Below are 24,521 nucleotides of genomic sequence, written 5' to 3' on the forward strand. Positions count from 1 at the left end.
TGCGGTCATGTCTAAGTGTTGGTTCGGTATTCACTAAGTTTGCCGGATTCAGGGATGATAAGAGGCTAATTGATATTATGAAGACATTGATTGTCATTGCCGAAGGGATGGACCCACTGGTACTGGAGTCCGAAGTTGCCAAAGGCCGGCTTCCATGGTTCTCGCAGCGCTTGGGCGCGCACTCTTATCGGCATTTGAATTGTGGGCCGGTGCCCTATGAGCCAAGCAACCTGGCGACCGCTTTCTCGGGGGTCAACCCGGGTCGGCATGGCTGCTTTTCCTACTGGAGCGCCCACAGTTCGGGGGAGATTCCGCGGATTCTCGAAACCACCGATGTCATGGCGCCCCGGCTTTGGGAGTGGCCGGAAATGGCCGGTCAGCGTTTTGCGGTGGTCAATGTGCAGCTCACCCATCCGCCGCGGCCGCTCAATGGCACGCTGATTACCTACCCGATGCACAACTCGATGAACACCAGCCACCCGCGCAGCCTGCTGCGCGACCTGAATGCCCAGGGGGTGCGCTACGCCCATGACGTTTCGCTGTTCTACACCGGGCAGCCCTTCGACCAGTTCGCAGCCCAGGCCTTCCGGATTGCCGAGCATCAGCTCGACAGCGCCATGGCGCTTGCGCAAGAGGCGGATGTGATGATCGTCAACCTGACCCTGGCCGATCGTCTGTCACATTTCATGTGGTACGAAATGCTTGAGTCCGAGCCCGCGCAGCGCCCGCAGATTCTGCGCGCTTATGACTTCATCGACCGTGCCTGCGAGCGTCTGCAGTCCCTGGCTCCAGAGTCGATGCTGGTGTTTTCCGAAATGGGCTTCGGCGAACTGGCGGGGTTCTTCTCCATCGATCAGCACTTGCGGGCCGCGGGCCTGCAAGTGCTCGACGAGCAGGGGCAGGTTGACCTCAAGCGCAGCGTCGCCCTGGAGACGGTGCAGGGTTCCCATGGGGTGATGTTGTGCGCCGACCTGTGCAATGAAGGGCACGCCAGCGCTGCTCAACGCCAGGCGGTGATGCAATGCCTGAGTGACATCCGCTTTGCCGATGGGCAGCCGGCGCTGGCCAGCGTCCGTGCCCGGGAGGAGGTGTACCAGGGCCCCCATACTCACCTGGCCCCGAGCCTGATCGTGACTCCGGCGGACCCCAAGCGCCCACCTTTGGGCGATCCGCGCTGGGCCAACCACGTGCGCCGCACCGCGCAGTCGGGATGGCATCGCGACTGCGGCTTCGTGCTGCTGGATGGGGCCAGGATCAAGGCCGCGCCGGGGCCCCTTCAACTGCAACAGATCGCCCCGACAATCGCCGGGCTGAGTGGTTGTCAGGCGGCTGCCCAATGTGAAATGACGAGCTTCGCATGACCAGCCTGGCGCTTGTTCGGCAGCCGTTGGCGCAAGCTGTTCTCGATAACCTGGGCAAGGTCGAGGATCACCATCGCCGGTTCAGCGTGGCGGCAGGGGAGGCGGGGCTCTATGGCTTTGTCGACAGTGACTTGCAGGCACTGAAGTCCATCGGCCTGGTGTCGCGTATTCAGGAGCACGACGAGTTCTTCGATCCTGACGATCTGTACAGCCTGTCCCTGCACCTGCGCTTGCCGTCGTTGCACAAACTGGCCATGCGCAGTTGGGCCACGGCGTTTCGCCAGTCCGATCGTCAGCGACAGGTTGAACTGGTGTATACGCTCAACGAGAAACAGCCGCCCCAGGGGCCGATCCAGGTGCTGACCGCCGCGGAGCGCCTGTGTGTGCTGGAGGCACCGCAGGGCGGTGACTTCTATCGCCAATGCCTAGTCATACCGGGCCAAATGCGGCTCCTGCCGAGTCCGTTTCGGGAGCTGATCGAAGAGGTCAGTGCCGGCATGCAGTTCTACATGCTGCATGACGGAGTTCGTTGGGATCTTGAATTCATGAGCCGGCACAAGCTGGCCGAATGCGGTGGCTTCTCGAAACTGCTGGTTGAGCGGGCCAAGGCACTCGGCTTGCCTGCCAGGCAGGTATTCGGCCTGCTGCTCAGTTCCCCCTATGCCACCGGCCATTACTGGGCCGAACTGCAGATCTGTGGTGAGTGGATTGCCGTGGACCCCTTGATGATCCGCCTGCTGTCACAGCAGGCGGGGCTTGTCTGTGATCAATGGCCGCTGCACAGGTCACCGCTGGGCGCGCTGTTGAGGCTGTGCGTTGTCGAATCCTACGACCACAACGGAGCTCCCTGCCTGAGCTGCTTCGAAGACAAGTACTTTCGCCAGCTTCCTGTGGCGACGGCAGGAACCACGCAGTACCAGGTGTCATACAGGGTAGCGGTTCAGCTGCCTGTTTAAATCGATTGCAGATAGGGAAAATCATGCTGGAACTGAATGGACGGGTGTGCCTTGTCACAGGGGCTTCAGGTGTGCTGGGCGCTGCGATATGTGAAGAGCTGGTCCGCGAAGGCGCTTGGGTCTTCGGGGTCTATCAACACAACATCGAGCGTATGCAAGCCCTGGTCGCCGAGACCGCGGAGCTGCCTGGCACACTGATTCCGGTCGCTTGCGACCTGACATGCGCAGAAGATACCTCAAGGATGCTGGTCACCCTGGCCGCTGACTCAAGGCCGATTCATGCCTTGGTCTGTTGTGCCGGGAAGATGTTGCGCAAGTCTGCCCTGCTCAGCAATCAACTCGATGGCGACCCGCTGTTCGAACTCAATGTCGAGGCCACGATCCGCCTGGTGCGTCAGGTTGTGCGGCCGATGCTGGGGCAGCGAGCCGGGCGCGTGGTGCTCCTGGGGTCACTGGCCGGCGAGAGCGGGATGCCCGGGCAAAGCCTTTATGCCGCGTCCAAGGCGGCGCTGCATGGTTACGCCCGATCACTGGCCTTTGAGGTCGGTGGGTTCGGCATCACCGTCAATGTGGTAGCTCCGGGGGCCGTGGCCGGACCACCGACCCATTACAGCGCCGCCGAGGAACAGCAGGTGTGCCAGCGTATTGGCCTGCGACGCTTGGGACGCCCCGAGGAAGTGGCGGCAGTGGTCGGCTTTCTCGCCTCGGCCCGGGCCTCCTATATCAACGGTGCGGTGATCGCGGTCGATGGCGGAGGGCGTTTCTGATGCATTGCGCAAGTATCGACCTGGGCGGCAGCAAGATGGCCCTTCACTTCAGCATCGCCGGACGCGTTGTGCAGCGTGAGCGCATCGAGATTCCGGCCGGTTGTGTTCCGCAAAGCATTCTTGAACAGGCGGTGGTCCTGTTGTGCCAGCAAATAGCGCTGTACGGCCCGATCAATTGCCTGGTGATTGCCAGCGCGCCGACGATCAATGCCGACGGCACAATCATTCGCTGGCCCAATCGACCCGACTGGGAAGGCCTGGCCATCGGCCCGGCTTTTCGCATCGAGGGGGTCGAACGGGTGATCTGGTGCGATGACGGAACGGCGGCGACTTTCGGCGATGCCACGGTCATGCGTGCCTCCAACCTGGTGCATTTTTCTCTGGGCACCGGGGTTGGTGGCGGCGTGGTGTATCAGGGCCGCATGTTGCCCGATCGCGAATTGGGACACCTGCTGGTCTGGCCCGGAGGAGCGCCCTGCAGTTGTGGACGGGCGGGTTGTCTGCAGGCCTATGCGTCGTTCCGTTCACTGGACAAGTTTGTCGCCTCGATGGGCTTTTCCGATGAGGCCACGCTTAACCACTGGCGCTTGCGGGCGGTACAGGCCCTGGCGCTGGCCACGGCCAACCTGGTGGAGCTGTTCCGGGTGGAGGTGATCTGCCTTGGCGGGGGCATGCTCGGACGCTTCCCGGAAATTCCCCATCAGGTGGGCATGCTGCTGCGCGAGCCGGGCTACCTGAAACCCTCCTTGAATCCGCCCCTGGTGATGCATTCCCCCCAGGGCACCGAAGCCTCGGTGCTGGGCGGGTTGTATCTGGCCCAGGCCAGCCACGAAGTGCAGAACGAGATTTGCGAAGGTGGCATCGACAACTCCAGGGTCAGCATTCGCCATGTCAGCAACGGCATGAGTTTTATCTCCATGAGCTCGAGGTGAATGGGCGCATGGCAGGACACAACGGATGTATCCATTCTGAGAAAAGGCAAACGATATGATCAACGAACCAATCCACGAGCCCAAGCGCCTCAAGAAAGTCCTGGCCGCCTCTGTGCGTGCCTGGCTGACGCCGAGTCGGCTGGCGATGTACTTGATAGGCGTGATGATCTTTTCGCTGGGGGCACTGTTCTTTATTGTCAGCCGATTGGGCACCGATCCACTGGATGTGTTTGTCATCGCCTTGAACAATCATCTGCAGGTGGGACTGGGGGCTTGTTCTGCATTGTTCTCCGTGGGCTTGTTGCTCTGGTGGGCACTGTGGAACAGGCAGTGGCCGCCGATCAGTCCCTTTGTGACCACGACCCTGACCGGACTGTTCATCGATCTCTGGCTGTTTCTGGAGTTTGACGAGGTGTTGGCGGCGGCCCTGGGGCCTTATGTGCTGCTCGCCATTGGCTTGGGGCTGTGCGCTTATTCCTCGGCGCTGATCATCATGAGCGGGATCGGCATCCGGGTCATCGATTTGCTGGTGATCAGCATGATGAACAAACTCGGTTGGTCCTTCACCCTGGCGAAGATGGTTCTGGAGATTTCGGTCTTTGTCCTCGGCTGGTTCATGGGTGGGCCATTCGGCATCGGGACCATCGCGTTTCTATTGATCATCGCGCCGATGATCAAGCCCTTCATGAACATGAACGAGCGTTACCTGCGCATGGGCAACTATGGGCTAAAGCGCCGCGATGTGTATTTCGTCCCTCCGGCGTCGCTCACTGGCAAGTAAGGCCGCTGTGCTCGAAGAGCATGCCCAGGTGCCGGATCGAATGGTCGAGTAACAGGCGCGTCAGGGAAGTTCCGAGCCACTTGTTGCAACGCTGTGGCAAGTCATGAGGGGAGTGAAAGTTGCTAGAGGTGGGCTGCAACACGCAGAAGTTGGTTATGTGCCGTGTTGCAGTTGTTCCAGGAAGAGGGTGGATCAACGGGGGTTCAACCCGTTGATCACACAAGGTACTCAACAAAACCGATCAATAACCCGAACTTCCGACTTGTCCCGCAGCGATTGCCATTCGGCTTTCAGGGTCTCCAGGACCCGACCGATGAAGTCTTTGTCGGCGGCGGCTTTCTTGCCGACGTAGCCTTGGCCGCGGCGGTACATCTTCAGGCGGGCCGCCAGTTCCTGGTTGTTCTGGTCGAACTCTGCTTCATGGCTATGGGGCGACAGGCAGTCGATATGCACTTGGCCCGACTTGGCAATCCACAGGATGTGGCTGTCGTGGCTGTCTTTCTGTGCGGCGAACATACGTGCCAATTCATCAATAGTGGGTTGATTATTAAGATTCATTTGTAGCCCCCTTGACCATTTATCGATCTATCTAAGTTGATTCGCTAATTCATCTTGCTACGTCGGTAAGTTGAACCCTGATACCGGAAACAGGGCGACAGAGGGTGTCTGTCGGATACAGATAAGGCCCAGAGCCTGATGCGTGTAGTTGCCTTGATTAACTGCTACGCAATAGCGTCACAACGAAGAGAAGCAGCGTAAACCTGGATGAAGCTGCCGACATTCCCACCATCGGCCACAAGCATCTTGAAGAGTTTTCGCTAGCTTGCTGTCCTTGTTCTGGACGATCAATGCCAGGTCAGTTTCATCAATCTGCCTTGTGGGCAGTACACATCCGGGTCACAGCTCGGCGGTCAGACGAGCTTGCTCATAACACCTTTGCCTCGTCCCCCGATCGGGGGGACGCCTGCATCATGCAAGGGCGAAATCCTCTCGTCAACGGTTTTGTAGTGAAAATTTCAAGGCACTACATATTGTCTGACAAAAGCCGAAAAGCCATCACTCAGGCCCCCCAATGCCGGTCAGGGCAGGTAGAATCGGCGCCTTGAAATGTTCTGAGGTTGCAGCGGTGGATGTACAACAAGGCTTCGTCCTGACCCGGCACTGGCGCGACACGCCGGCGGGCACGGAAGTCGAATTCTGGCTGGCCACCGATCAGGGGCCGCGCCGTATCCGCTTGCCGTTGCAAACGTCCGTGGCCTTTGTTCCGGCGGCCCAGCGGGCCCAGGCCGAGCGTTTGCTGGCCGACGACCCGGATGTCCAGCTGCGCCCCTTGCAGTTGCGGGACTTCCACCAGCGCCCGGTGCTGGGCCTGTACTGCCCGCAGCACAATCAGCTGATGCGCCTGGACAAGACCCTGCGCCGTGCCGGTGTCGAGGTGTTCGAGGGCGACGTTCGTCCGCCCGAGCGCTACCTGATGGAGCGTTTCATTACCGCGCCGGTGTCCTTTGGCGGCCAGCCAGGGCCCGACGGCCTGTTGCTTGAGGCGCAGATGAAGCCGGCGCCGGACTACCGCCCGACCCTCAAGCTGGTGTCCCTGGACATCGAAACCAGCGAGCGCGGTGAGTTGTACTCCATTGCGCTGGAGGGGTGTGGCCAGCGCCAGGTGTACATGCTCGGCAAGGCCCGGGAGGACGACAGCCCGGTGGACTTCGACCTGGAGTTCTGCGCCAGCCGCGAGCAGTTGCTGGAGAAACTCAACCAGTGGCTGGCCGAGCACGACCCCGACGCGATCATTGGCTGGAACCTGGTGCAGTTCGACCTGCGGGTGCTTCACGAACATGCCCGGCGCCTGGCCGTGCCCCTGCGCCTGGGGCGTGGTGGCGAGGAAATGCAATGGCGCGAGCACGGCAGCCGCACCCATTACTTCGCCTCGGCCGCCGGGCGCTTGATCATCGACGGCATCGAGGCATTGCGTTCGGCGACCTGGAGTTTCTCGTCCTTCAGCCTGGAGAACGTGGCCCAGACGCTGCTGGGGGAGGGCAAGTCCATCGACAACCCCTACCAGCGCATGGACGAAATCAACCGCATGTTCGCCGAGGACAAGCCGGCCCTGGCCCGCTACAACCTCAAGGACTGCGAGCTGGTGACGCGGATCTTCGCCAAGACCGAGCTGCTGACCTTCCTGCTGGAGCGGGCCACGGTCACCGGCCTGCCCGCCGACCGCAGCGGTGGCTCGGTGGCGGCCTTCACTCACCTGTACATGCCGCTGATGCATCGCCAGGGCTTTGTCGCGCCCAATCTCGGCGAGCTGCCGCCCCAGGCCAGCCCCGGCGGTTTTGTCATGGATTCGCGGCCCGGGTTCTACGAGTCGGTGCTGGTGCTGGACTACAAGAGTCTGTACCCCTCGATCATCCGCAGTTTCCTGATCGACCCGGTGGGGCTGGTGGAGGGCCTGCGTCAACCGGATGACCCGCACTCGGTGCCAGGCTTTCGCGGCGCGCGCTTCTCCCGTACCCGACATTGCCTGCCCTCGATCGTGACCCGGGTCGCCGAGGGCCGCGAAGTGGCCAAGCGCGAGCACAACGCGCCATTGTCCCAGGCCCTGAAGATCATCATGAACGCCTTCTACGGCGTGCTCGGCTCCAGCGGCTGCCGCTTCTTCGATCCACGCCTGGCGTCATCCATCACCTTGCGTGGCCACGAGATCATGGCCCGTACCCGGCAGTTGATCGAAGCCCAGGGCCATCAAGTGATCTATGGCGATACCGACTCCACCTTCGTCTGGCTCGGCAGCCTGCATGACGAGGAGCAGGCGGCGCTGATCGGCCGCGGCCTGGTGGCCCACGTCAATCAGTGGTGGCGCGAGCATCTGCAGCAGCAATATGGCCTGGACAGCGCCTTGGAGCTGCAGTTCGAAACCCACTACAAACGCTTTCTGATGCCCACCATCCGCGGCGCCGAGGAGGGCAGCAAGAAGCGTTACGCCGGCCTGGTGCAGCGCGCCGATGGCAGTCAGGAGATGGTCTACAAGGGCCTGGAGACCGTGCGCACCGACTGGTCGCCCCTGGCCCGGGAATTCCAGCAGGAGCTGTACCAGCGCATCTTCCACCGCCAGCCCTATCAGGACTATGTGCGCGACTACGTGCAACGCACCCTGGCCGGGCAACTGGACGATTTGCTGATCTACCGCAAGCGTCTGCGCCGTCCCCTGGACGACTACGAGCGCAACGTGCCGCCCCATGTGCGCGCGGCGCGCCTGGCGGACGAGTACAACCGCGAGCAGGGCCGGCCCCTGCAGTACCAGAACGGTGGCTGGATCAGCTACGTGATCACCCTGGCCGGCCCCGAGCCCCTGGAAAACCGCCGCGCGGCCATCGACTACGAGCACTACCTGACCCGGCAACTGCAACCGGTGGCAGACGCCATCCTGCCGTTCGTGCAGGACGACTTCAGCACCCTGGTGGGCGGGCAGATGGGCCTGTTCTGAGGCGCCTCAGTCGTCCACGGCTTCGCACAGGCCACTGGCACCGTGTTTGTCGCTGTACTTCACGCTCACTGAATCGTCGTCCTCGACGCTGATGGTCAGGCTCGTTTCCGGCGTCTTGACCTGGAAATGCCGGTCATCCACGGCGCGGCTCTTGACCACTTTGCCGTTGATGTAAATCGGACCGCCCTGGTCGGCGCTGACGGCCAGATTGCCGGGGCAGGAGACGTTGAACAGCGGTACAGCTTCGGCGTGGGCGGCGCCGGTGAACATCATCAAAGTGCCCAGCAGCAGGATTTTGCGCATTGCGGACTCCTCGTGGAACAGCCTGGAGGCAGAGGCCTGAGCGGCCCTTTGCAACCCCGGATGGGGGCTTAGCCTATCGGCTGCCAGAGCCGTGCGCGAGTGGAATATTTACCCCGGGGCAGAGTGGTTTTCGGGCTTTTGTCGGACAAAAAAAACCGTGGACTCGCCGTTGACGACTGTGTCAGGTTTCCTGGGCCTCAATGGGCGAGTGATAGGACGATCTCGCAGGCGGGGTCGTGGCTGTTCTATCGGAAATTTTTTGTCTGGAACAAGGACGTAACAATGTCAAACGCACTATCCAAAGCACTTCCTGAAACCATCGGTTACGGGATCGACCCGCTCGCAGCGGGCAGTAATGCCTACCAGCAGGTCCACGCCTTCAGCCATCTGTATGACCGGGGCGGCAGCGAACTGGTGAACGGCAAGCCATCGTTCACCGCCGACCAGGCCGCCGACTCGATCCTGCGCAAGGGCCTGTCCTGGCACGACCAGAATGGCGACGGCAAGATCGACCTGAGCTACAGCTTCCTCACGGAAAAACCGGCCAACTACAACCCGGCCCTGGGCAGTTTCAGCGAGTTCAGCGCGCTGCAGAAGGCTCAGGCCTTCCTGGCCCTGCAGTCCTGGTCGGACGTGGCCAACGTCACCTTCAGCGAGTCCGCCAAGGGCGGTGACGGCCACCTGAGCTTCGGCAACTACAACGTCAGCACCGGCGGCGCGGCCTTCGCCTACCTGCCGTCCGGCAGCAGCTATGACGGCCAGTCCTGGTACCTGATCAACGACCAGTACCGGGTCAACGAAACTCCGGGCAATGGCAACTATGGTCGCCAGACCCTGACCCACGAGATCGGCCACAGCCTCGGCCTGTCCCATCCGGGTGTGTACAACGCCGGCAGCGGTAGCCCCACCTACAACGACGTCACCTACGCCCAGGACACCCGCGGCTACAGCCTGATGAGCTACTGGAGCGAGAGCCACACCGGGCAGAACTTCAGCAAGGACGGCGGCGGTGCCTACGCCTCGGCGCCGTTGCTGGACGATATCGTCGCGGTGCAGAAGCTCTATGGCGCCAACCACGAGACCCGTGCCGACAACACGGTCTATGGCTTCAACTCCAACACCGAGCGTGATTTCTACAGCGCCCACAGCGCCTCCGACAAACTGGTGTTCGCGGTCTGGGACGGTGGCGGCAACGATACCCTGGACTTCTCCGGCTTCACCCAGAACCAGAAAATCAACCTCAACGAGGGTGGTTTCTCCGATGTCGGCGGCCTGGTGGGCAACGTCTCCATCGCCCATGGCGTGACCGTGGAAAACGCCATCGGCGGTTCCGGTAATGACCTGCTGATCGGCAACGCTGCGGCAAACATCCTCGAAGGCGGTGCCGGCAACGACATCCTCTACGGCGGTGGCGGCGGCGATAGCCTGTGGGGTGGGGCGGGGGCCGACACCTTCGTCTACGGCGCGGCTGCGGATTCGACCTTCGACGCCCCGGACTGGATCATGGATTTCGCCAGTGGCGAGGACAAGATCGACCTCAGCGGCCTGTTTGCCTCCACCGGCGCCACCCTGAACTTCGTCAGCGGCTTCACTGGCCACGCCGGCGACGCGATCCTCACCTACTTCGCCGAGACCAACCAGACCAGCCTGATGATCGACCTGACCGGTCATGGCGCGGTGGACTTTGCCGTGGGCACCGTGGGCCAGGCGGCCGTCACCGACATCATCGCCTGATCAACGCTGTGTGACGGGAGCGGCGCCAAGGCGCCGCTCTTCACTGAATGTCAGTCACCCCCGCCGCCGCCACAACCGCCACCCCCGCAACCGCCGCTGTCACCGCCGCCATCGCTGCCACTGTCTGCGTCGCCGCCCAAACGCGAGTTGTCGCTGTCAGAGCTGCTATTGGAGGAATCGCTGTCGAAGGAACTGCTGTGCAGGTCGCTGCCGCAGTGGATCACTGTGGTCGTGCTGCCGTTATCCGTCAGACGCCGCAGGGCTTGGCAGTCAGCGACGTAGTGAAAGCCCCGGGCGATCTTCAGCTTGGCATCCAGGGCGAACAGCAGCGGCAGGCGGCTGGGTTTGGCCGGATTGATGTTTTCTTCCAGGCAGGCCTGGCGCCAGACCTGACGCAGGCCGTTGTCGCTTTTTCGCGCAGCGTTCTTGCCGAGCACCGCAGCGGGGGTGTGATGGAGGAACTGGCCGAAGGCCTTGTTGCAGAAGGCCTGGTAGTCCCGGGTATGCAAGATGAATTCATGCCACAGGTCGTCCACCACCTGGGACGGCATCGACACGTAGTGCTGGCCGCCCTTGAGGTAGGCGAGGAAGAACTGGCGCAGGCCCTGGGCCACCAGTTGGCAGTCCTTGAGGCTCAGGTGCGGATGCTGGGTGCGCAGGGGCTCGAACAGCCGTGGTGGCAAGGTGAAGTTGCGGATATGAGCTTCCCGACGCAACGCGGTGAGGGTGTTCTGATGGCGCCAGAACACCAGGATCAAGGCCAGGACCACCACTGCAGGAAGGATCAACAGCATGCTCGGTCTCCGCCGGAAAAAGTGCCGAGACAGTGGCGCAAAGCAGCGCGATATTCAAGCCGTCCCATCGATGCCGCCCTTGACGATCGCCGGCAACCCGCCCGAGTGGAACCTGGAACTGTCGCAGTCCAGCACCTCTAACCAAGACACCATCGCCAGCGGCTGCAACAACACCTGACAGCCGCCGGCTCCTACGCAATCCTGCTCGCCCGTGAAAGGCCCCGTCAGACGTGGTCGATATCGATATCCCGGGTCTCACGCAAACACAGCAAGCCCACCACCAGGCTGACCCCGGTAATCAGCACCGGGTACCACAGGCCGTAGAAGATATCGCCGGTGTACACCACCAGGGCAAAGGACACGGTGGGCAGGAAGCCGCCAAACCAGCCGTTGCCAATGTGGTAGGGCAGGGACATCGAGGTGTAGCGGATACGGGTCGGGAACAGCTCCACCATCAGCGCTGCCAGCGGGCCGTAGCACATGGCGGCAATCAGGATCAGCGCCACGATCAACAGCACCACCATGGGCTTGTTGACGTTCTGCGTGTCCGCCTGCTGCGGATAGCCGGCCAGGGTCACCGCGCCACGCAGCGCCGCTTCGTCGAAGCCGTTGATCTTCACGTCACCGACGCTGACCTGCACCGGGCTGCCGGCCGGGGCGGCGACGCTGCTGTAGGGCAGGCCCTGTTTCACCAGGAAGGTCTTGACCTTGTCGCAGGGGCTGTCGAAGCGCGCCTTGCCCACCGGGTCGAACTGGAAGGTGCAGGTGGCCGGGTCGGCGCTGACGCTGATGGGCGCCTGGCGACTGGCCTGGTCGATGGCCGGGTTGGCGTAATGGGCCAGGGCCTTGAAGATCGGGAAATACAGCACGGTGGCCAGCAACAGGCCGAGCATCAGCACCGGCTTGCGGCCGACCTTGTCCGAGAGCCAGCCAAAGAAGATGAACATCGGCGCGCCGATCACCACGCTGATGATCAGCAGGCTGTTGGCCAGGGCCGGGTCCATCTTGAGGAACTGGGTGAGGAAGAACAACACGTAGAACTGCGCGGCATAGAAGGTCACCGCCTGCCCGGCGTTGATGCTGAACAGGGCGATCAGCACCACCTTGAGGTTTTCCCATTTGCCGAAGGATTCGCGGATCGGCGCCTTGCTGGCGCGGCCTTCTTCTTTCATTTTCAGGAAGGCCGGCGACTCGTGCAGGCTCATGCGGATCCAGGTGGAGATGCCCAGCAGGACGATGGACAGCAGGAACGGCAGGCGCCAGCCCCAGACCTCGAACTGATCGCCGGTGAAGTAGCGACAAGCCAGTACCACCAGCAGCGACAGCAGCAGGCCGAGGGTCGCGGTGGACTGGATCCAACTGGTGTGCAGACCGCGCTTGCCCTGGGGCGCGTGCTCGGCCACATAGGTGGCGGCACCGCCGTATTCACCGCCCAGGGCCAGGCCCTGGAGCATGCGCAGGGCCACCAGGATGATCGGTGCGGCGATGCCGATGCTGGCGTAGTTGGGCAGCAGGCCCACGGCGAAAGTCGCCACTCCCATGAGGACGATGGTGGCGAGGAAGGTGTACTTGCGGCCGATCATGTCCCCCAGGCGACCGAACACCAGGGCGCCGAAGGGGCGCACCACGAAGCCGGCGGCGAAGGCCATGAGGGCGAAGATGAACGCCGTGGTGTCGTTGACCCCGGCGAAGAACTGCTTGCTGATCACCGCCGCCAGGGCGCCATAGAGAAAGAAGTCATACCACTCGAACACCGTGCCGAGTGACGAGGCGAAGATCACCTTCTGACTGCCCTTGGCGGCGCAGTCGTCCAGGGACGCATTGAGAGGCTGAGCGTGTTCTGACATAGGGGGCTTCCTTACAGTGATTATTGTTGTTGTTCCACTGCCGGCGCCGTGACCGGCGCCGTTGTTGCGATTCACCGCGACCGTGCGATGAACCCTCGTTTACCTCCCGAGCGCAGGAGCTGGCTTGCCAGCGAAGAGGCCCTTGAGCCGGGTTCCGGCCTTGTGGACGCCTTCGCCGGCAGGCCGGCTCCTACATCAGGTGCATCTGTTCCTACGGTCATGCCGGGGTGGCGGGTTGCTTGTGCTGGACGGTACTCCTGGGGGCGGTGGCGAGAATCAGTTCGGCGGCTTTCTCGGCGATCATCAGGGTCGGCGAGCAGGTGTTGCCGGAGGTGATGCGCGGCATGATCGAGGCATCGGCAATCCGCAGTCCGGGAATGCCATGCACCCGCAGTTGCGAGTCGACGACGGCGTGGGCGTCGCTGCCCATGCGACAGGTGCCCACCGGATGAAAGATGGTGGTGCCGATGCGCGCCGCCGCTTCATGCAGTTGTTCCTCACTCTGCAGTTGCGGCCCGGGCAGGTATTCGCTGGGTTTGAACGGCTGCAGGGCCGGGGCGCCGACGATGCGCCGGGTCAGGCGGATGGCATCGGCGGCGACGCGCAGATCCTCCGGATGGCTCAGGTAATTGGGCTGGATCAGCGGTGCATCCCCGGGTTCCACGGAGCGTATCTCTATCCGGCCGCGGCTTTGCGGACGCAGGTCGCAGACCGAGGCGGTGAAGGCCGGGAAGCTGTGCAGGGGCTCACCGAAGCGCTCCAGGGACAGCGGCTGCACGTGGTATTCGAGGTTGGCGCTGGTCTGCTCCGGGCCCGAGCGGGCAAAGGCGCCCAATTGGCTTGGGGCCATGGACAGCGGGCCGCTGCGGTCATACAGGTAGCGCAAGCCCATGCCCATCTTGCCCCACAGGCTGCCGGCGATCTGGTTCAGGGTGCGAGCGTTTTCCAGCTTGTAGATCAGGCGCAACTGCAGGTGATCCTGGAGGTTGCCGCCGACCCCTGGCAGGGCATGGCTGACCCCGATCCCCAGCCGCTGCAGCAGCGCGCTCGGACCAATCCCGGAGCGCTGCAGAATACTTGGCGAGCCGACGGAACCGGCGCACAGAATGATCTCCCGGCGGGCCTTGAACGTCTGCTGGCGGCCCTGGCTGATGGCCCGTACTGCGGTGGCGCGGCCGTCCTCGAGTATCAGCCGCTGCACCTCGACATCGGTCAGCACCACCAGGTTGGGGCGGTTGGCGATGGGCTTGAGAAAAGCCTTGGCGGCGTTCCAGCGCACCCCGGCCTTCTGGTTGACCTGGAAGTAGCCGCAGCCTTCGTTGTCGCCGCCATTGAAGTCGTCGATGTTGCGGATGCCGCTTTGCTGCGCAGCCGTGCGGAAGGCGTCGAGGATCGGCCATGACAGGCGCTGGCGCTCCACCCGCCATTCACCGGCGGCGCCGTGCAACTCGCTGCCCCCGGCAAAGTGGTTTTCGCTTTTCTTGAACAGCGGCAGGACCTCGTTCCAGCTCCAGCCCGGGTTGCCTTCAGCGGCCCAGCCGTCGTAGTCGGCGGCCTGGCCGCGCATGTAGATCATGCCGTTGATCGAGGAGCAGCCGCCCAGCACCTTGCCCCGCGGGTAGCTCAGGCTGCGGCCTTGCAGGCCCGGTTCGGCTTCGGTCTTGAAGCACCAGTCGGTGCGCGGGTTACCGATGCAGAACAGGTAGCCCACGGGAATGTGAATCCAGGGGTAGTTGTCGCGGCCGCCGGCTTCCAGCAGCAGCACCCGGTGCTGGGGATTGGCCGACAAGCGATTGGCCAGCAGACAGCCGGCAGGACCGGCGCCGACCACGATGTAGTCGTAGGCGTCAAAGGCAGGGAGCATCCGTGACCTCTTTTCTTCGTTCTTGTTTTGCCCTCATCCTAGTTGTTAGCTTTCGTTAAAAGAATGTTAGTTTTTACCCACCTGCTGTGCGTTTTCTAACAGCATCCCTCTTCGACATCGACCAGGATTTTCCATGTTCGACTGGAACGATCTGCGCTACTTCCTCGAGCTGCAACGCAGCGGGCGCCTGCTTACCGCGGCCCGGCGGCTGAACACCACCCACGCCACGGTGGCCCGGCATATCGAGGCGGTGGAGAAGGCCCTGGGCACCGCGCTGTTCGTCCAGCATGCCCAGGGCTACGAGCTGACCCCGGCCGGCGAGGCGCTGCTCAAGCACGCCGAGGCCATGGAAAACGTCGCTCTGCTGGTGCAGGAGGAAATCACCCAGTCCAGTGCGCCCCTGGGCAAGATCCGCGTCGGCGTCACCGAAGGCCTGGGGGTGAAGTTCCTGGCCAGCCGCATGTTTGGCCTGTTCGAACGTTATCCGGGGTTGGAAGTGGAGCTGGTGGCGGTGCCGCGCTTTGTCAGCATTCTCAATCGCGAGGCGGAGATCAGCATTCACCTGGAGCGCCCCAATGCCGACATGCTGGTGACCCGCAAACTCACCGACTACCGCCTGGCCCTGTACGCCAGCCAGGCCTACCTGGACCGCGCGCCGCCCCTGCGCAGCCGCGAGGACCTGGGGCGCCACGCCTGGATCGGTTATGTCGACGACCTCTTGTTCAGCCAGGAACTGATGTTCCTCAACAGCTTCTGCCGCAACCCCCAGGTGGTGTTCCACAGCACCAGCGTCATCGCCCAGCAGGAAGCGGCCCGCTCCGGTCTGGGGATCGCCGTGCTGCCGTGCTACATGGCTGCCGCCGACCCGCAACTGGTGCCGCTGTTACCGGCCGAGAGCATCCAGCGCGCCTACTGGATCAGCACCCGCCGCGAGCTGCACAAATCGGTGCGGCTGCGGGTGGTCTGGGACTATCTGGTGCAGCTGTGTGCGGCGCAGCAGCAGGTGTTGCTGGGGCCCGAGATCTAGCCTGGTTCAGAGGATCGGCCCGCAATGGGCCGAACTGCGGATCGGTGCACCGGGCTTGATGTCGACGAAGCGCGAACCGTAGGACACCGGGTTCAGCGGGCCGCCGTCCAGGCCCATGCCCAGGCCACCGGCGCTGCGGGTTTCACCTTCCTGCATCAGTGGATCAAGGCATGCCCGCCAGTCCAGCAAGCGCAGGGTCACGGCCTGGCGCCGTTCCAGGTCGCCGGCCAGCAAGGGGCTGGAGCGGTGCCACAGGTATTTGCTGAACAGCAGGGCGTCGCCGGGATCGAAGGCCTCTTCGATGCGTTGTTCCTCGAAGGCGTCGGTAAGCACCCCGGGCGTGCAGTAGGTCTGGCGCAGGTGCGCGGAAAATTCGGCCACCGACTCGCCCCGTGCCAGCTTGCCTGCCAGCAGGCGCGAGAACTGGAAGTTCTCCTGGGCCGAGAACAGCGACAGGGGCACCCAGGCCATGCCGCCACCTTGCAGTTGGGGGCGGATCGGCTGCAACGGCATCCACAGACTGAAGGCCGGGTCCTGGGGGCGGATGTAGCGAAAGTTCAGCGAATCGTAGTGCCAGGCAAAGCCCGAGCGTCCCACCCCCAGCTCGAAGCTCTGGGCCTCGCTCATGATCAAGCGGCAGCCGGTGAGGCAGGTCAGCACCTGGGCGAAGGCCGGTTGCCAGTAGAGGCGTTCGAGGATGCCCACCTGGGTCACTCGGTGGGTCAGGCGGCTGAAACCGTCGCCATGGGCCGAGGTGCCCGAGGGGGCAGGGCGCAGTTGGCTGTTGGCCAGCTCGCGCAGTTGCAGGATGGCCGCGGGCGTCAACAGACTGCGCAGTTTGATGAAGCCACGCTCTTTGAAGTGCCGCAGATCGTCCTGGTCCAGGCGCAGCGGGTTGACCAGGGCAGGGGCGGTGTCAGGCAGGACCGGTGGCAGGTTCACAGGGGTATTCCATTACCAGGGGACAAGGCCCTTGAGTATGGACAGCACGCGTTGGGTCGGCAGGCTGGATTCGACCTCGAACAGCGCCTTTGCGACATCGGGCAGAGAAGGCGGCGCCTTAGCCGCCAGGCCGGACGTAGCGGTCCTGGGTCTGGATGAACTCATCGAAGGCCCGGGAGTTGTAGACCTCAAGGCAAGCATGCAGCACCACCTTGTCGCGGCTGTATTTGCTGCTCCCCGAGGCCTGCTCATAGGCTTGTGCCACGTAGTTGGTGGTGGCGGTGTAGGGGTTGTGCAGGGTTTCCAGGGTGTCTTCGTTCTGCAGCACGTTGTACAGGCCTATCCCCAGCACGCCGTACATGCCGACGGCGTGGCCGACGTCCTGACGCATGGCCGAGGGTTCCTCGAAGCGCGCGGCCAGGCAGTTGGCCAGGCCGTAGTTCTTCAGGGATTGGCGGGCAGCGTCGACTTCACTGGTGGCCTGGGCCGCGCTGCAGGCAGCGGCCAGTGATAACAGCAATACGCTCATCCTTTTCACCCTTGCCACTCCTCGATCCAGGCATCCGCCAGTGCTGACGGCGGCAGATGGTCGGCGTTGCCACGGCGCTTGTCAACGAGCCGGCCTGCCGTCGATCCCATGCGCCAGGCAGCCCTTGCAGCGCAGGAATCCCAGCTCTCTTTTGCGCCGCTATTGCTCTAGAATGCCGGCGCTTTGAGCGCCGCCGTCGAGGACCATGCCCGACCCTGCTCAAGGCGATTGTCCAGGCCTGCCTGCGCCTGCTGGACCGGCCCCCTCTTGAAGACCCCACGGGTAAAAGGAACGACCCTCCCGATGCAAAAAATCAAACTCATTCTGGGCTCCGCACTGGCGGTGTTCCTGGCGTACCAGGCCTACGGTTCGTTCTACTACGGCACGCCGTATCAGGGCCGCGACTACAGTCCCGACCAGGCCTTCTACTACCAGAAATACCGCTTGTTCAGCTGGCGCACCTGGATTCCCACCATGACCATGCCCGGTGATGGCGACAGCTCGCGGTACAGCGTTGGCGGCTACCTGCGAGTGTTCAAGGCCGACGGCACGCTGGTGGGGCAGTCCTATGACGGCTGCATTGCGGTGGTGGAAGTGTCCTGGTACGACGATGCGGTGGGCGGCTTCGGCTGCAGCGAGCACTTGATCGCGCTGTCCGCGAAGGCCACGTCGGACTGAGCGTTCAGTCCCGGCGCCCGCCCATGGGCTATGGCTCGCGGCGCGCCGTCCAGGCGCTGCCCAGCCGCAGCGGTTGCTGGCAGGGAATCGACAAGGTCGCGCGCAGGCCGCCCAGGGGCAGGTTGTCGAGGCTGATCCGGCCACCCAGGTGGCGGGCGATGACGCTGACGATGGTCAGCCCAAGGCCGGCGCCGTGGGCGTTGCCGCGACTGTAGAAGCGCTCGAACAGCCGCTCGCGTTCCCCTTCATCGATGCCCGGGCCCTGGTCTTCCACGCTCAGTTCGAAGTGTTCGTCGACCTGGGTCAGGCGCACGCTGATCACGCCATTGGCCGGTGAAAAGTTCACCGCGTTGCTGATCAGGTTATTCAGGGCAATGTCGATGGAGGCCGCTTCAGCGCGAACCGGATAGGGACGCTCGTCCACCTCGAAGGACAGTTCCAGGCCCTTGTTCAGCAGCCACGGGGTCAGTTGCACCAGGCTGTCGCGCACGGTATGGGCCAGGTCCACGGTCTGCTCGCTGGGCATCTGCGCCTTGGGTTCCAGGCGGGCCATGGTCAGCAACTGGTTGACCAGGCGTCCGGCGCGGTCGACGCCCAGGATCAGCGATTCCAGGGAGGCCCGGCGTTCCTGTTCGGTGCCGGCTTGCAACAGGTTCTGCGTGTGCACGCGCAACACCGCCAGGGGCGTGCGCAGCTCATGGGCGGCGTCGGCAATGAAGCGCCGCTCGCGGCCCAGCAGTTCCTGAATCTGCGTCAGCATGCGGTTGAGGGCAGCCTGCATGGGTTCCAGTTCCCTGGGCAGCGGTTCCAGGTGCAGGGGTTCCAGGGAACCGCTGGGCCGGGCCCGGAGCAGGGCGGCCATATTGGCCAGGGGGCGCAGGCCCCAGCCGATGGCCAGCCAGATCATCAGCACCAGCAGCAGGCTGCCGACCACATTGGGCCACAGGGTGTGGCGCATGATGCGGTTGACCAGGTCACTGCGCACATCGACTCGCTCGCCGACCCAGACCCGCAGCCCGGAATCCTGATCATCCAGGATAAAGGTACGCCACTGATGGTCGTTGCCGTCCTGTTCATTGCCGAACCCTGGCGTCAGCGGCTGCACCGCCAGGGCGGGGGCGCTGGTGGTGCGCACCAGCAGGCTGCCTTTGCGGTCCCACACCTGGAAGGCGATCTTGCTTTCGTAGGGGTGACCGTCGACCTGGGGCATGGCCTGGCTCAGTGCCAGGTTGAAGGCGTGATACAGCTGGGCCTGCTCGGCGCTGCTGTTGGGCATGCGCATGATGCCCAGCAGCAGCCTTGCATGTTGCGCCAGTTGGGCGTCGTAGACCTCGTCGATCTCGTGGTTGCTGTCGTGCAGGTTGAAGGTCGTCAGAATCAGCAGGCCGGCGAACAGCAGACCGATGATCAGGGTCAGGGTGCGTCGGCGGATCGAATTCATCGACGCTCCTCCACCAGATAACCGACCCCGCGAATGGTGCGGATCAGGTCGGCGGAAAACTTCTTGCGCAAATGATGGATGTGCACTTCCAGGGTGTTGCTCTCGGCCTCTTCATTCCAGCCGTAGAGCAACTGCACCAGGCGGTCGCGGGTCATCACCCGGCCCGGCGGCGAGAGCAGTTCGTAGAGCAGCTGGTACTCCTTGGGTGTCAGGGCCACCGGCTCGCCGTGGTAGTGCACCTGTTGGGTGCCAGGGTCGAGGCTGATGCCGGCATGCTCGATCAGCACCCGGGCGCGCCCGGCACTGCGCCGCAGCAGGGCCCGCAGCCGGGCCTTGAGTTCGTCCAGGTCGAAGGGCTTGATCAGGTAGTCATCGGCGCCGGCGTCCAGGCCGGCGATACGGTCCTCGGTGGCGTCCCGGGCGGTGAGAATCAGCACCGGCAGGGTCGAGCCGCTGTCACGCAGGCGCTTGAGCACTTGCAGTCCATCCAGGCGCGGCAGGCCGAGGTCGAGCAGGGCCAGGTCGAAGGTTTCGCTGAGCAGCGCATGCAACGCGCTGCTGCCGTCCTTGAGCCAGTCCACGGTGTAGCCTTCGCGAGTCAATGCTTGGTGGATACCTTCGCCCAGGGGCTGGTCGTCCTCGATCAGTAGTAAGCGCACAACGACTCCTGTCCTGTCCGGATCATTTGATTTTCTTGCCCACCTCGGCCAGCAGCGCCTGGATCTCCTCGCGCCGGCCCTTGTCGGCCACTTCCCGCCCAGGGCGCGGAGCAGCTTGCAATGCCTTGAGCAAAGCGACCCGGGCCTCGCCGTAGCGGCCCTGGCGATACAGGTGGTCACCCCAGAAGTACAGACTATCCAGGCCCTCTGGGTTTTGCTGCAAGGCTTGCTTGAGCAGCTCCTCGGCCTTGTCGGCGTCGCCGAAACCGATGGGCCAGCCAGGAACGCGATCATACAGTGCACCCAGGCTGGTGTAGGCAGAACCCTGCAGGGCCTTGGGGTCCAGATTCAGCGCCCGTTCCAGGTCGGCCTTGGCTGCCTTGACCTTGCTCAAGGCCCCCAGCCCGCCCTGGGCTCCGGCCCAACTGCTGGTGACGATGCCCGACCAGATCCAGGCTTCGGCGACCGCCGGGCGCTCCTGGGTAAAGGCTCGGGTTTGCGTGGCCAGCTGTTCAAAGGCGGCGGCCCGTTGCTCGGCCGGCACCTGGTACTGAATGTGCGCCCAGCCTTGCTGGATGACGCCGAGACGTTGCTGGTCCGCCGTATCCAGGGCCCAGGCGGGCAGGCTCAAACAGCCCAGCAACAGTGCGCTGATCAGGTTCTTCATGGTTTCTCGTGCTCCCGTTCGGATCGGATACTCAGCCGCCGGATCAGCGGCAGGTGTTTACGCAGGCCGCGGTCCACCAGGTTGGGCAGCAGACTGTTGAGGCGGACAAAAAAACGTTCCGGCCAGCCCAGGTACAACTCGCGGTGGTCGCCGGCGATGGCGTGGACCACCGCGCTGGCCACGGTCTGCGGATCGTCGACGTTGCTTTTCAAGGCATCGTTCAAGGCCTGGGCGGCGGGGCTGTTCATGCTGGTGCGGGTGGCTCGCGGCGCCACATAGAGCACGTTGACCCGGGTGTCCGCCAGTTCCCGGCGCAGGGCCTCGGAGAAGCCGCGCAAGGCGAACTTGCTGGCGCAGTAGGCGGCATAACCGGGGTAGCCGATGGAGCCATAGGTGGAGCCGACGTTCACCACCATGGCGCTGGGAGCCTGTTGCAACAGCGGTAGCAGCAGGCGAGTCAGGCACATCGGTGCGCCGATGTTGACCGCCAGCATGGCGTTGATCTCGGCGTCTTCGAGCTGTTCGAGCATGGCGAAGTGATTGATTCCGGCGGCGTTGATCAGCAGGTTGACGCTACCGATGGCCTCGGCGGCCAGCAGCACCTTGCGCCGGTCGCTGAGGAAGGTCAGGTCTGCCGAGACCCAGCACAGTTGATTCGGGTAACGCGCCAGCAGCGGCTCCAGGGGTTCCTTGTGCCGGGCCACGGCCAGCACCTGGGCGCCACTGGCACACAGGGCCTCGGCGATGGCCAGGCCGATGCCGCCACTGGCCCCGGTGAGCACGGCGCGGGTTTCAGGCAGGCGCATGGGCGCGCTCCCCGACACGTGGCAGACCGCGGAACATCTCGCTGTACAGGTGGTAGACCACCTTCGAGGCATGGATCACTGCGGCCTGGTCGGCAGGGTCGTCGAGACGGTCCATCAGGCGCTTGTAAGTCTGCATATGCTCGATGTCCAGGGAGCCGTGGGAGGCCAGGTAACTGAAGGCGCTCGGGGGCAGTTGCAGACTGTCCTGGATGCTGCCGGCGGCCAGGGTGGCCAGGGCGATGCTGGTGCCTTCGAGCACGTTGACCATGCCGAACAGTCCCACCGGATTGTCCCGGGCGATCAGGTCATAGAGAAAGCTCACCATCAACTCGATGGCCAGGGACGGGCGGCCATCGCGAACCGCCAGACGGTCGCCGCCGCAGGCGACGATGTCGTTGAGCACCCACTGTTCATGGCCGTACTCCTCCTCGATGTACTCGCACACCGCGCCGCGCAGCCATTCCAGGCGTTCCGGCAGGCGTGCGCCGCACGCCATCATCAGCGGCACGGTGTGGCGCACGTGGTAGTAGGCCTGGGTCAGGAATGCCCGGTAGCCCTCAAGGCTGACCTGGCCGGCCAGGGCTTCACGAATGATCGGCAGGCTGAACAGCTGTTCCCGTTCCCGGGAGGTGGCGGCTTGCAGTTGGTCGAAAAAACTCATGACGATGATTCCTCGGAATGAACAGTAGGGCAGAGCAGGTCGCGGTAGCGTTCAACGATGGCCTCGCGGCGAGGCCGGCCGTTGGCGGTGAGCAGGCCGTTGGCTGGGGTGAAGGGTTGCTGCAGGCGGGTCCAGTGGTGGACCTGGGCGTAGTCCGGCAAGGCCTCGTTGGCCTGGGCCACGGCAGCGGCCAGTTGGCTGTCGCTGCAGTCCGGCCGATGGGGCCAGAGCAGGGCGTGGTTGCGGGGCAGGGCCTCGCCGTAGACGAAGGCCTGGGCAATATGGCTGCGCTGGGTCAGTTCGGCTTCGACCCATTCAGGGTTGACGTTGCGCCCGTAGCTGGTGACGAACTGATGCTTCTTGCGGCCCTTGAGATAGAGGTAGCCATCGCTGTCGAACTCACCGATATCGCCGCTGTGCCACCAGCGCTCGACCCGCTCGGGTTCACCCAGGTAGCCCAGTAGCAGCGAGCCCTCGATCAGCACCTCGCCGTCGGCTGCCAGGTGCACTCGGACATGGGGCAAGGGCTGGCCGACGCTGCCCGGGCGGTGTGCGCCGGGACGGTTGAGGCACACCACCGAGGCGCATTCCGACAGCCCATAGCCCTCGTACACCGGCAGGCCCAGGCGCTGGGCGCGTTGCAGCAGCTCCAGCGAGACCTTGGCCCCGCCCACGGCGGCAAAGCGCAGGCTGGCGGGATTGAACAGGCGCTGTTCGGCGGCCCCCACCAACAACAGCAACAACTGCGGCACCAGGATCAGGCTTTCGGGCTGGCGCTGGGCCAGGCAGCCGAGCAAGGTGGGCGCGTCGACCCCGCTGGCGCCCTGGATGCCCAGGGTTTTCTGGCTTGGCAGGCTGAGGGTGGCACCGGCATAGAGCGCGGCGTAGCAGCCCAGGTTTTCCAGGAGAATCCCCAGGGGCAGCAGCGCCAGGTGATGGCGCGGGTTGCTGGAGTGACTGGCCTGTTCCAGTTCCCGGGCCACCTGCAGCAGGCTGTCGGCGCCCAGGCACACGCCTTTGGGGGTGCCGGTGGTGCCGGAGGTGAAGGTCAGTTTCGCGGTGCCTGGCGGCAGGATTGAGGGTCCATCGAAGCGTCGGCGCCAGAACTCGCCCTGGCGCTCATAGCCGGCGGCTTGCAGTGGCGCCTCCTGGCCGTCTTCGGCCAGCAGCAGCTCGGCGCGGCTCTGTTCCAGGCAGTGCTGGCGCTGGGCAGCGCTGAAGAAGGGCGGCAGGGTCAGGCAGGTCAGGCCCTCGAACAGGGCCGCCAGGTCCCAGAGCAGCAGTTCCGGGCTGTTGTCCAGGGCCAGGGCCAGCACGTTGACCTGTGCCTCGCGCAGCCGTTGCTGGCGGTCGATCACCTCGGCATACAGGGTGGCGTAGTCCAGGCGCAGGCGATCGCCCCAGAGTGCAATGTGGGTGGTCTTTTCTTCGGCGTGCTTGCGTAGTGCTTCCTTGAAACGCTGCACTTCAGGCGACATGGGTGTTCTCCTCGAATGACTCCGGCAAGCCCAGGCGGTTGAACATCCCCATGTTGCGCAAATGGATGAAGCCTGCGCGGATGCTGCCCACGTGTACCGATGGCTGGCTTTGGTAGTAACTGCCCCAGTGATGCCGCTCTTCACCCAGGCGCTCGGGGTCGGCCGCGCACAGGGTCAAGGGGCGCAGGCCCAGGCGATGAAAGCTGTTGACCAGGCCGATGTTGCCGGTGAACGCCACCCACTCCAGGCCACCCATGGCCAGCAGCCAGGTGATGGCGATGATGGACAGGCGTGCGCTGCCGGTGTCGCTGGCCGCCAGGTTGCCCACTTCCACCACGCCCTGACGCGCCGTCGGGCGCTGGGCGGCGAAGTCGATCAACTCCTCGATCGGTGCATCCAGATAACGTTCCAGAAACAGCGGGCCGCTGCTGGCCAGGCGCACCCCGGCGACGGCGCACAGCGCGCCCTGGGGATCACTCAAACCGAACAGCTCCGGCATGAACTGACGGATGGTGGCGCCGTGGACCTGCTGGAATCGCTGGCTGACGTAGGTTTCGAAGACGGGGCGCTGAACCTCCCCCGGCAGGCTGCGGGCCAGGGTCAGGGCCGTGGCGCAGTCCCGGCCGAAGTTGAGGGGCAGATGGATGTTCCAGTCAAAACCAGGCATGGATGCAGAGCCTCCCGAGGCATGTTGGGGAGGAGTATCGGCAGGCTTTCTTAACGAAGTCTGAAGATGGCCAAAAGACATTTTTTGCGCTCTTCAGGTTGCCTTAAGGCTGGCAACACAAGGTGGCGCACCCGAGCGAC

At 63.8% G+C, this 24,521-nt stretch carries 23 protein-coding genes and 1 pseudogene; 10 read left to right on the forward strand and 14 right to left on the reverse strand.

Features of this window, described 5'->3' with window-relative positions:
• Window positions 1–77: 77 nt before the first annotated feature.
• Genes Q8O96_RS04380 through Q8O96_RS04400 form a run of 5 tightly spaced genes read left to right on the forward strand, consistent with a single transcriptional unit; the run spans window position 78 to window position 4,797 of the window.
• Window positions 78–1,361, forward strand: coding sequence for an alkaline phosphatase family protein (locus Q8O96_RS04380; RefSeq protein WP_305948434.1), 1,284 nt, complete (start codon window positions 78–80; stop codon window positions 1,359–1,361).
• Window positions 1,358–2,317: a transglutaminase domain-containing protein gene (locus tag Q8O96_RS04385; protein ID WP_305948435.1), complete on the forward strand. Its 960-nt coding sequence runs from the start codon at window positions 1,358–1,360 to the stop codon at window positions 2,315–2,317. Before Q8O96_RS04380 ends, Q8O96_RS04385 begins: the two co-directional genes overlap by 4 nt.
• A gap of 23 nt (window positions 2,318–2,340) precedes the next feature.
• Window positions 2,341–3,084, forward strand: coding sequence for an SDR family NAD(P)-dependent oxidoreductase (locus Q8O96_RS04390; RefSeq protein WP_162884140.1), 744 nt, complete (start codon window positions 2,341–2,343; stop codon window positions 3,082–3,084).
• Window positions 3,084–4,016 carry an ROK family protein gene (locus Q8O96_RS04395; protein ID WP_102864356.1) on the forward strand — a complete coding sequence of 311 codons (933 nt, stop codon included), beginning with the start codon at window positions 3,084–3,086 and terminating at the stop codon, window positions 4,014–4,016. Before Q8O96_RS04390 ends, Q8O96_RS04395 begins: the two co-directional genes overlap by 1 nt.
• A 55-nt stretch (window positions 4,017–4,071) precedes the next feature.
• Complete coding sequence (locus Q8O96_RS04400; RefSeq protein WP_102864357.1) at window positions 4,072–4,797, forward strand: YitT family protein; 726 nt, start codon at window positions 4,072–4,074, stop codon at window positions 4,795–4,797.
• Between the two features lie 228 nt (window positions 4,798–5,025).
• Here Q8O96_RS04400 and Q8O96_RS04405 read toward each other — a convergent pair whose 3' ends face one another.
• Complete coding sequence (locus Q8O96_RS04405; protein WP_016968704.1) at window positions 5,026–5,355, reverse strand: hypothetical protein; 330 nt, start codon at window positions 5,353–5,355, stop codon at window positions 5,026–5,028.
• A gap of 568 nt (window positions 5,356–5,923) precedes the next feature.
• Here Q8O96_RS04405 and Q8O96_RS04410 point away from each other — a divergent pair.
• A complete protein-coding gene (locus Q8O96_RS04410; protein WP_305948436.1) occupies window positions 5,924–8,284 on the forward strand; it encodes a DNA polymerase II in 2,361 nt (786 codons plus the stop codon).
• A 6-nt stretch (window positions 8,285–8,290) separates the two neighbouring features.
• Here the strand turns inward: Q8O96_RS04410 and Q8O96_RS04415 are convergent, their stop codons facing one another.
• Window positions 8,291–8,587, reverse strand: a complete 297-nt coding sequence (locus Q8O96_RS04415) for a hypothetical protein (protein WP_102864359.1) — start codon at window positions 8,585–8,587, stop codon at window positions 8,291–8,293.
• Between the two features lie 282 nt (window positions 8,588–8,869).
• On the opposite strand from Q8O96_RS04415, the gene Q8O96_RS04420 reads away from it, so the two are divergent.
• Window positions 8,870–10,321: a serralysin family metalloprotease gene (locus Q8O96_RS04420; RefSeq protein ID WP_240321978.1), complete on the forward strand. Its 1,452-nt coding sequence runs from the start codon at window positions 8,870–8,872 to the stop codon at window positions 10,319–10,321.
• Window positions 10,322–10,371: 50 nt separating this feature from the next.
• Here the strand turns inward: Q8O96_RS04420 and Q8O96_RS04425 are convergent, their stop codons facing one another.
• Window positions 10,372–11,115, reverse strand: a complete 744-nt coding sequence (locus tag Q8O96_RS04425) for a hypothetical protein (RefSeq protein WP_305948437.1) — start codon at window positions 11,113–11,115, stop codon at window positions 10,372–10,374.
• Window positions 11,116–11,200: 85 nt separating this feature from the next.
• Here Q8O96_RS04425 and Q8O96_RS31155 point away from each other — a divergent pair.
• Window positions 11,201–11,293, forward strand: a pseudogene (locus tag Q8O96_RS31155) (hypothetical protein); the annotation flags it as partial.
• Between the two features lie 46 nt (window positions 11,294–11,339).
• On the opposite strand, the gene Q8O96_RS04435 reads toward Q8O96_RS31155, so the two are convergent.
• Window positions 11,340–12,962 carry an MFS transporter gene (locus tag Q8O96_RS04435; RefSeq protein ID WP_110595790.1) on the reverse strand — a complete coding sequence of 541 codons (1,623 nt, stop codon included), beginning with the start codon at window positions 12,960–12,962 and terminating at the stop codon, window positions 11,340–11,342.
• 217 nt (window positions 12,963–13,179) lie between these two features.
• Window positions 13,180–14,826, reverse strand: coding sequence for a GMC family oxidoreductase (locus Q8O96_RS04440; protein ID WP_305948438.1), 1,647 nt, complete (start codon window positions 14,824–14,826; stop codon window positions 13,180–13,182).
• A 133-nt stretch (window positions 14,827–14,959) separates the two neighbouring features.
• On the opposite strand from Q8O96_RS04440, the gene Q8O96_RS04445 reads away from it, so the two are divergent.
• A complete protein-coding gene (locus tag Q8O96_RS04445) occupies window positions 14,960–15,853 on the forward strand; it encodes a LysR family transcriptional regulator (protein WP_115582219.1) in 894 nt (297 codons plus the stop codon).
• 6 nt (window positions 15,854–15,859) lie between these two features.
• Here Q8O96_RS04445 and Q8O96_RS04450 read toward each other — a convergent pair whose 3' ends face one another.
• Window positions 15,860–16,795 (reverse strand): phytanoyl-CoA dioxygenase family protein, encoded by a 936-nt coding sequence (locus Q8O96_RS04450; RefSeq protein ID WP_305948439.1) that lies wholly within the window; start codon window positions 16,793–16,795, stop codon window positions 15,860–15,862.
• Between the two features lie 118 nt (window positions 16,796–16,913).
• Entirely contained in the window at window positions 16,914–17,324 is a 411-nt protein-coding gene (locus Q8O96_RS04455; protein ID WP_240321979.1) for a hypothetical protein, read from the reverse strand.
• 303 nt (window positions 17,325–17,627) lie between these two features.
• On the opposite strand from Q8O96_RS04455, the gene Q8O96_RS04460 reads away from it, so the two are divergent.
• Complete coding sequence (locus Q8O96_RS04460) at window positions 17,628–18,002, forward strand: hypothetical protein (RefSeq protein ID WP_115582222.1); 375 nt, start codon at window positions 17,628–17,630, stop codon at window positions 18,000–18,002.
• A 28-nt stretch (window positions 18,003–18,030) separates the two neighbouring features.
• On the opposite strand, the gene Q8O96_RS04465 is transcribed toward Q8O96_RS04460, so the two are convergent.
• Genes Q8O96_RS04465 through Q8O96_RS04495 form a run of 7 tightly spaced genes read right to left on the reverse strand, consistent with a single transcriptional unit; the run spans window position 18,031 to window position 24,381 of the window.
• A complete protein-coding gene (locus Q8O96_RS04465) occupies window positions 18,031–19,443 on the reverse strand; it encodes an ATP-binding protein (RefSeq protein ID WP_305948440.1) in 1,413 nt (470 codons plus the stop codon).
• A complete protein-coding gene (locus Q8O96_RS04470; protein ID WP_102864368.1) occupies window positions 19,440–20,102 on the reverse strand; it encodes a response regulator in 663 nt (220 codons plus the stop codon). The genes Q8O96_RS04465 and Q8O96_RS04470 overlap by 4 nt, the downstream gene beginning before the upstream one ends.
• A gap of 22 nt (window positions 20,103–20,124) precedes the next feature.
• Window positions 20,125–20,769: a tetratricopeptide repeat protein gene (locus Q8O96_RS04475; protein ID WP_102864369.1), complete on the reverse strand. Its 645-nt coding sequence runs from the start codon at window positions 20,767–20,769 to the stop codon at window positions 20,125–20,127.
• Window positions 20,766–21,575 (reverse strand): SDR family oxidoreductase, encoded by an 810-nt coding sequence (locus Q8O96_RS04480; protein ID WP_102864370.1) that lies wholly within the window; start codon window positions 21,573–21,575, stop codon window positions 20,766–20,768. The genes Q8O96_RS04475 and Q8O96_RS04480 overlap by 4 nt, the downstream gene beginning before the upstream one ends.
• A complete protein-coding gene (locus Q8O96_RS04485; RefSeq protein WP_102864371.1) occupies window positions 21,562–22,236 on the reverse strand; it encodes a TenA family transcriptional regulator in 675 nt (224 codons plus the stop codon). Before Q8O96_RS04485 ends, Q8O96_RS04480 begins: the two co-directional genes overlap by 14 nt.
• Window positions 22,233–23,714 (reverse strand): AMP-binding protein, encoded by a 1,482-nt coding sequence (locus Q8O96_RS04490; protein ID WP_305948441.1) that lies wholly within the window; start codon window positions 23,712–23,714, stop codon window positions 22,233–22,235. Before Q8O96_RS04490 ends, Q8O96_RS04485 begins: the two co-directional genes overlap by 4 nt.
• Entirely contained in the window at window positions 23,704–24,381 is a 678-nt protein-coding gene (locus Q8O96_RS04495) for a thermostable hemolysin (RefSeq protein ID WP_102879825.1), read from the reverse strand. Before Q8O96_RS04495 ends, Q8O96_RS04490 begins: the two co-directional genes overlap by 11 nt.
• Window positions 24,382–24,521 lie beyond the last annotated feature (140 nt).

The sequence above is a fragment of the Pseudomonas sp. LPH60 genome (assembly GCF_030718165.1).
GTDB classification, from domain to species: domain Bacteria; phylum Pseudomonadota; class Gammaproteobacteria; order Pseudomonadales; family Pseudomonadaceae; genus Aquipseudomonas; species Aquipseudomonas danubii.

Excerpts from the sequence above, each read along its gene's own strand:
- Q8O96_RS04380 (WP_305948434.1), top strand. The coding sequence starts at position 78 with ATGAAGACATTGATTGTCATTGCCGAAGGGATGGACCCACTGGTACTG.
- Q8O96_RS04385 (WP_305948435.1), top strand. The coding sequence starts at position 1,358 with ATGACCAGCCTGGCGCTTGTTCGGCAGCCGTTGGCGCAAGCTGTTCTC.
- Q8O96_RS04390 (WP_162884140.1), top strand. The coding sequence starts at position 2,341 with ATGCTGGAACTGAATGGACGGGTGTGCCTTGTCACAGGGGCTTCAGGT.
- Q8O96_RS04395 (WP_102864356.1), top strand. The coding sequence starts at position 3,084 with ATGCATTGCGCAAGTATCGACCTGGGCGGCAGCAAGATGGCCCTTCAC.
- Q8O96_RS04400 (WP_102864357.1), top strand. The coding sequence starts at position 4,072 with ATGATCAACGAACCAATCCACGAGCCCAAGCGCCTCAAGAAAGTCCTG.
- Q8O96_RS04405 (WP_016968704.1), bottom strand. The coding sequence starts at position 5,355 with ATGAATCTTAATAATCAACCCACTATTGATGAATTGGCACGTATGTTC.
- Q8O96_RS04415 (WP_102864359.1), bottom strand. The coding sequence starts at position 8,587 with ATGCGCAAAATCCTGCTGCTGGGCACTTTGATGATGTTCACCGGCGCC.
- Q8O96_RS04420 (WP_240321978.1), top strand. The coding sequence starts at position 8,870 with ATGTCAAACGCACTATCCAAAGCACTTCCTGAAACCATCGGTTACGGG.
- Q8O96_RS04425 (WP_305948437.1), bottom strand. The coding sequence starts at position 11,115 with ATGCTGTTGATCCTTCCTGCAGTGGTGGTCCTGGCCTTGATCCTGGTG.
- Q8O96_RS04435 (WP_110595790.1), bottom strand. The coding sequence starts at position 12,962 with ATGTCAGAACACGCTCAGCCTCTCAATGCGTCCCTGGACGACTGCGCC.
- Q8O96_RS04440 (WP_305948438.1), bottom strand. The coding sequence starts at position 14,826 with ATGCTCCCTGCCTTTGACGCCTACGACTACATCGTGGTCGGCGCCGGT.
- Q8O96_RS04445 (WP_115582219.1), top strand. The coding sequence starts at position 14,960 with ATGTTCGACTGGAACGATCTGCGCTACTTCCTCGAGCTGCAACGCAGC.
- Q8O96_RS04455 (WP_240321979.1), bottom strand. The coding sequence starts at position 17,324 with ATGAGCGTATTGCTGTTATCACTGGCCGCTGCCTGCAGCGCGGCCCAG.
- Q8O96_RS04460 (WP_115582222.1), top strand. The coding sequence starts at position 17,628 with ATGCAAAAAATCAAACTCATTCTGGGCTCCGCACTGGCGGTGTTCCTG.
- Q8O96_RS04465 (WP_305948440.1), bottom strand. The coding sequence starts at position 19,443 with ATGAATTCGATCCGCCGACGCACCCTGACCCTGATCATCGGTCTGCTG.
- Q8O96_RS04475 (WP_102864369.1), bottom strand. The coding sequence starts at position 20,769 with ATGAAGAACCTGATCAGCGCACTGTTGCTGGGCTGTTTGAGCCTGCCC.
- Q8O96_RS04480 (WP_102864370.1), bottom strand. The coding sequence starts at position 21,575 with ATGCGCCTGCCTGAAACCCGCGCCGTGCTCACCGGGGCCAGTGGCGGC.
- Q8O96_RS04485 (WP_102864371.1), bottom strand. The coding sequence starts at position 22,236 with ATGAGTTTTTTCGACCAACTGCAAGCCGCCACCTCCCGGGAACGGGAA.
- Q8O96_RS04490 (WP_305948441.1), bottom strand. The coding sequence starts at position 23,714 with ATGTCGCCTGAAGTGCAGCGTTTCAAGGAAGCACTACGCAAGCACGCC.
- Q8O96_RS04495 (WP_102879825.1), bottom strand. The coding sequence starts at position 24,381 with ATGCCTGGTTTTGACTGGAACATCCATCTGCCCCTCAACTTCGGCCGG.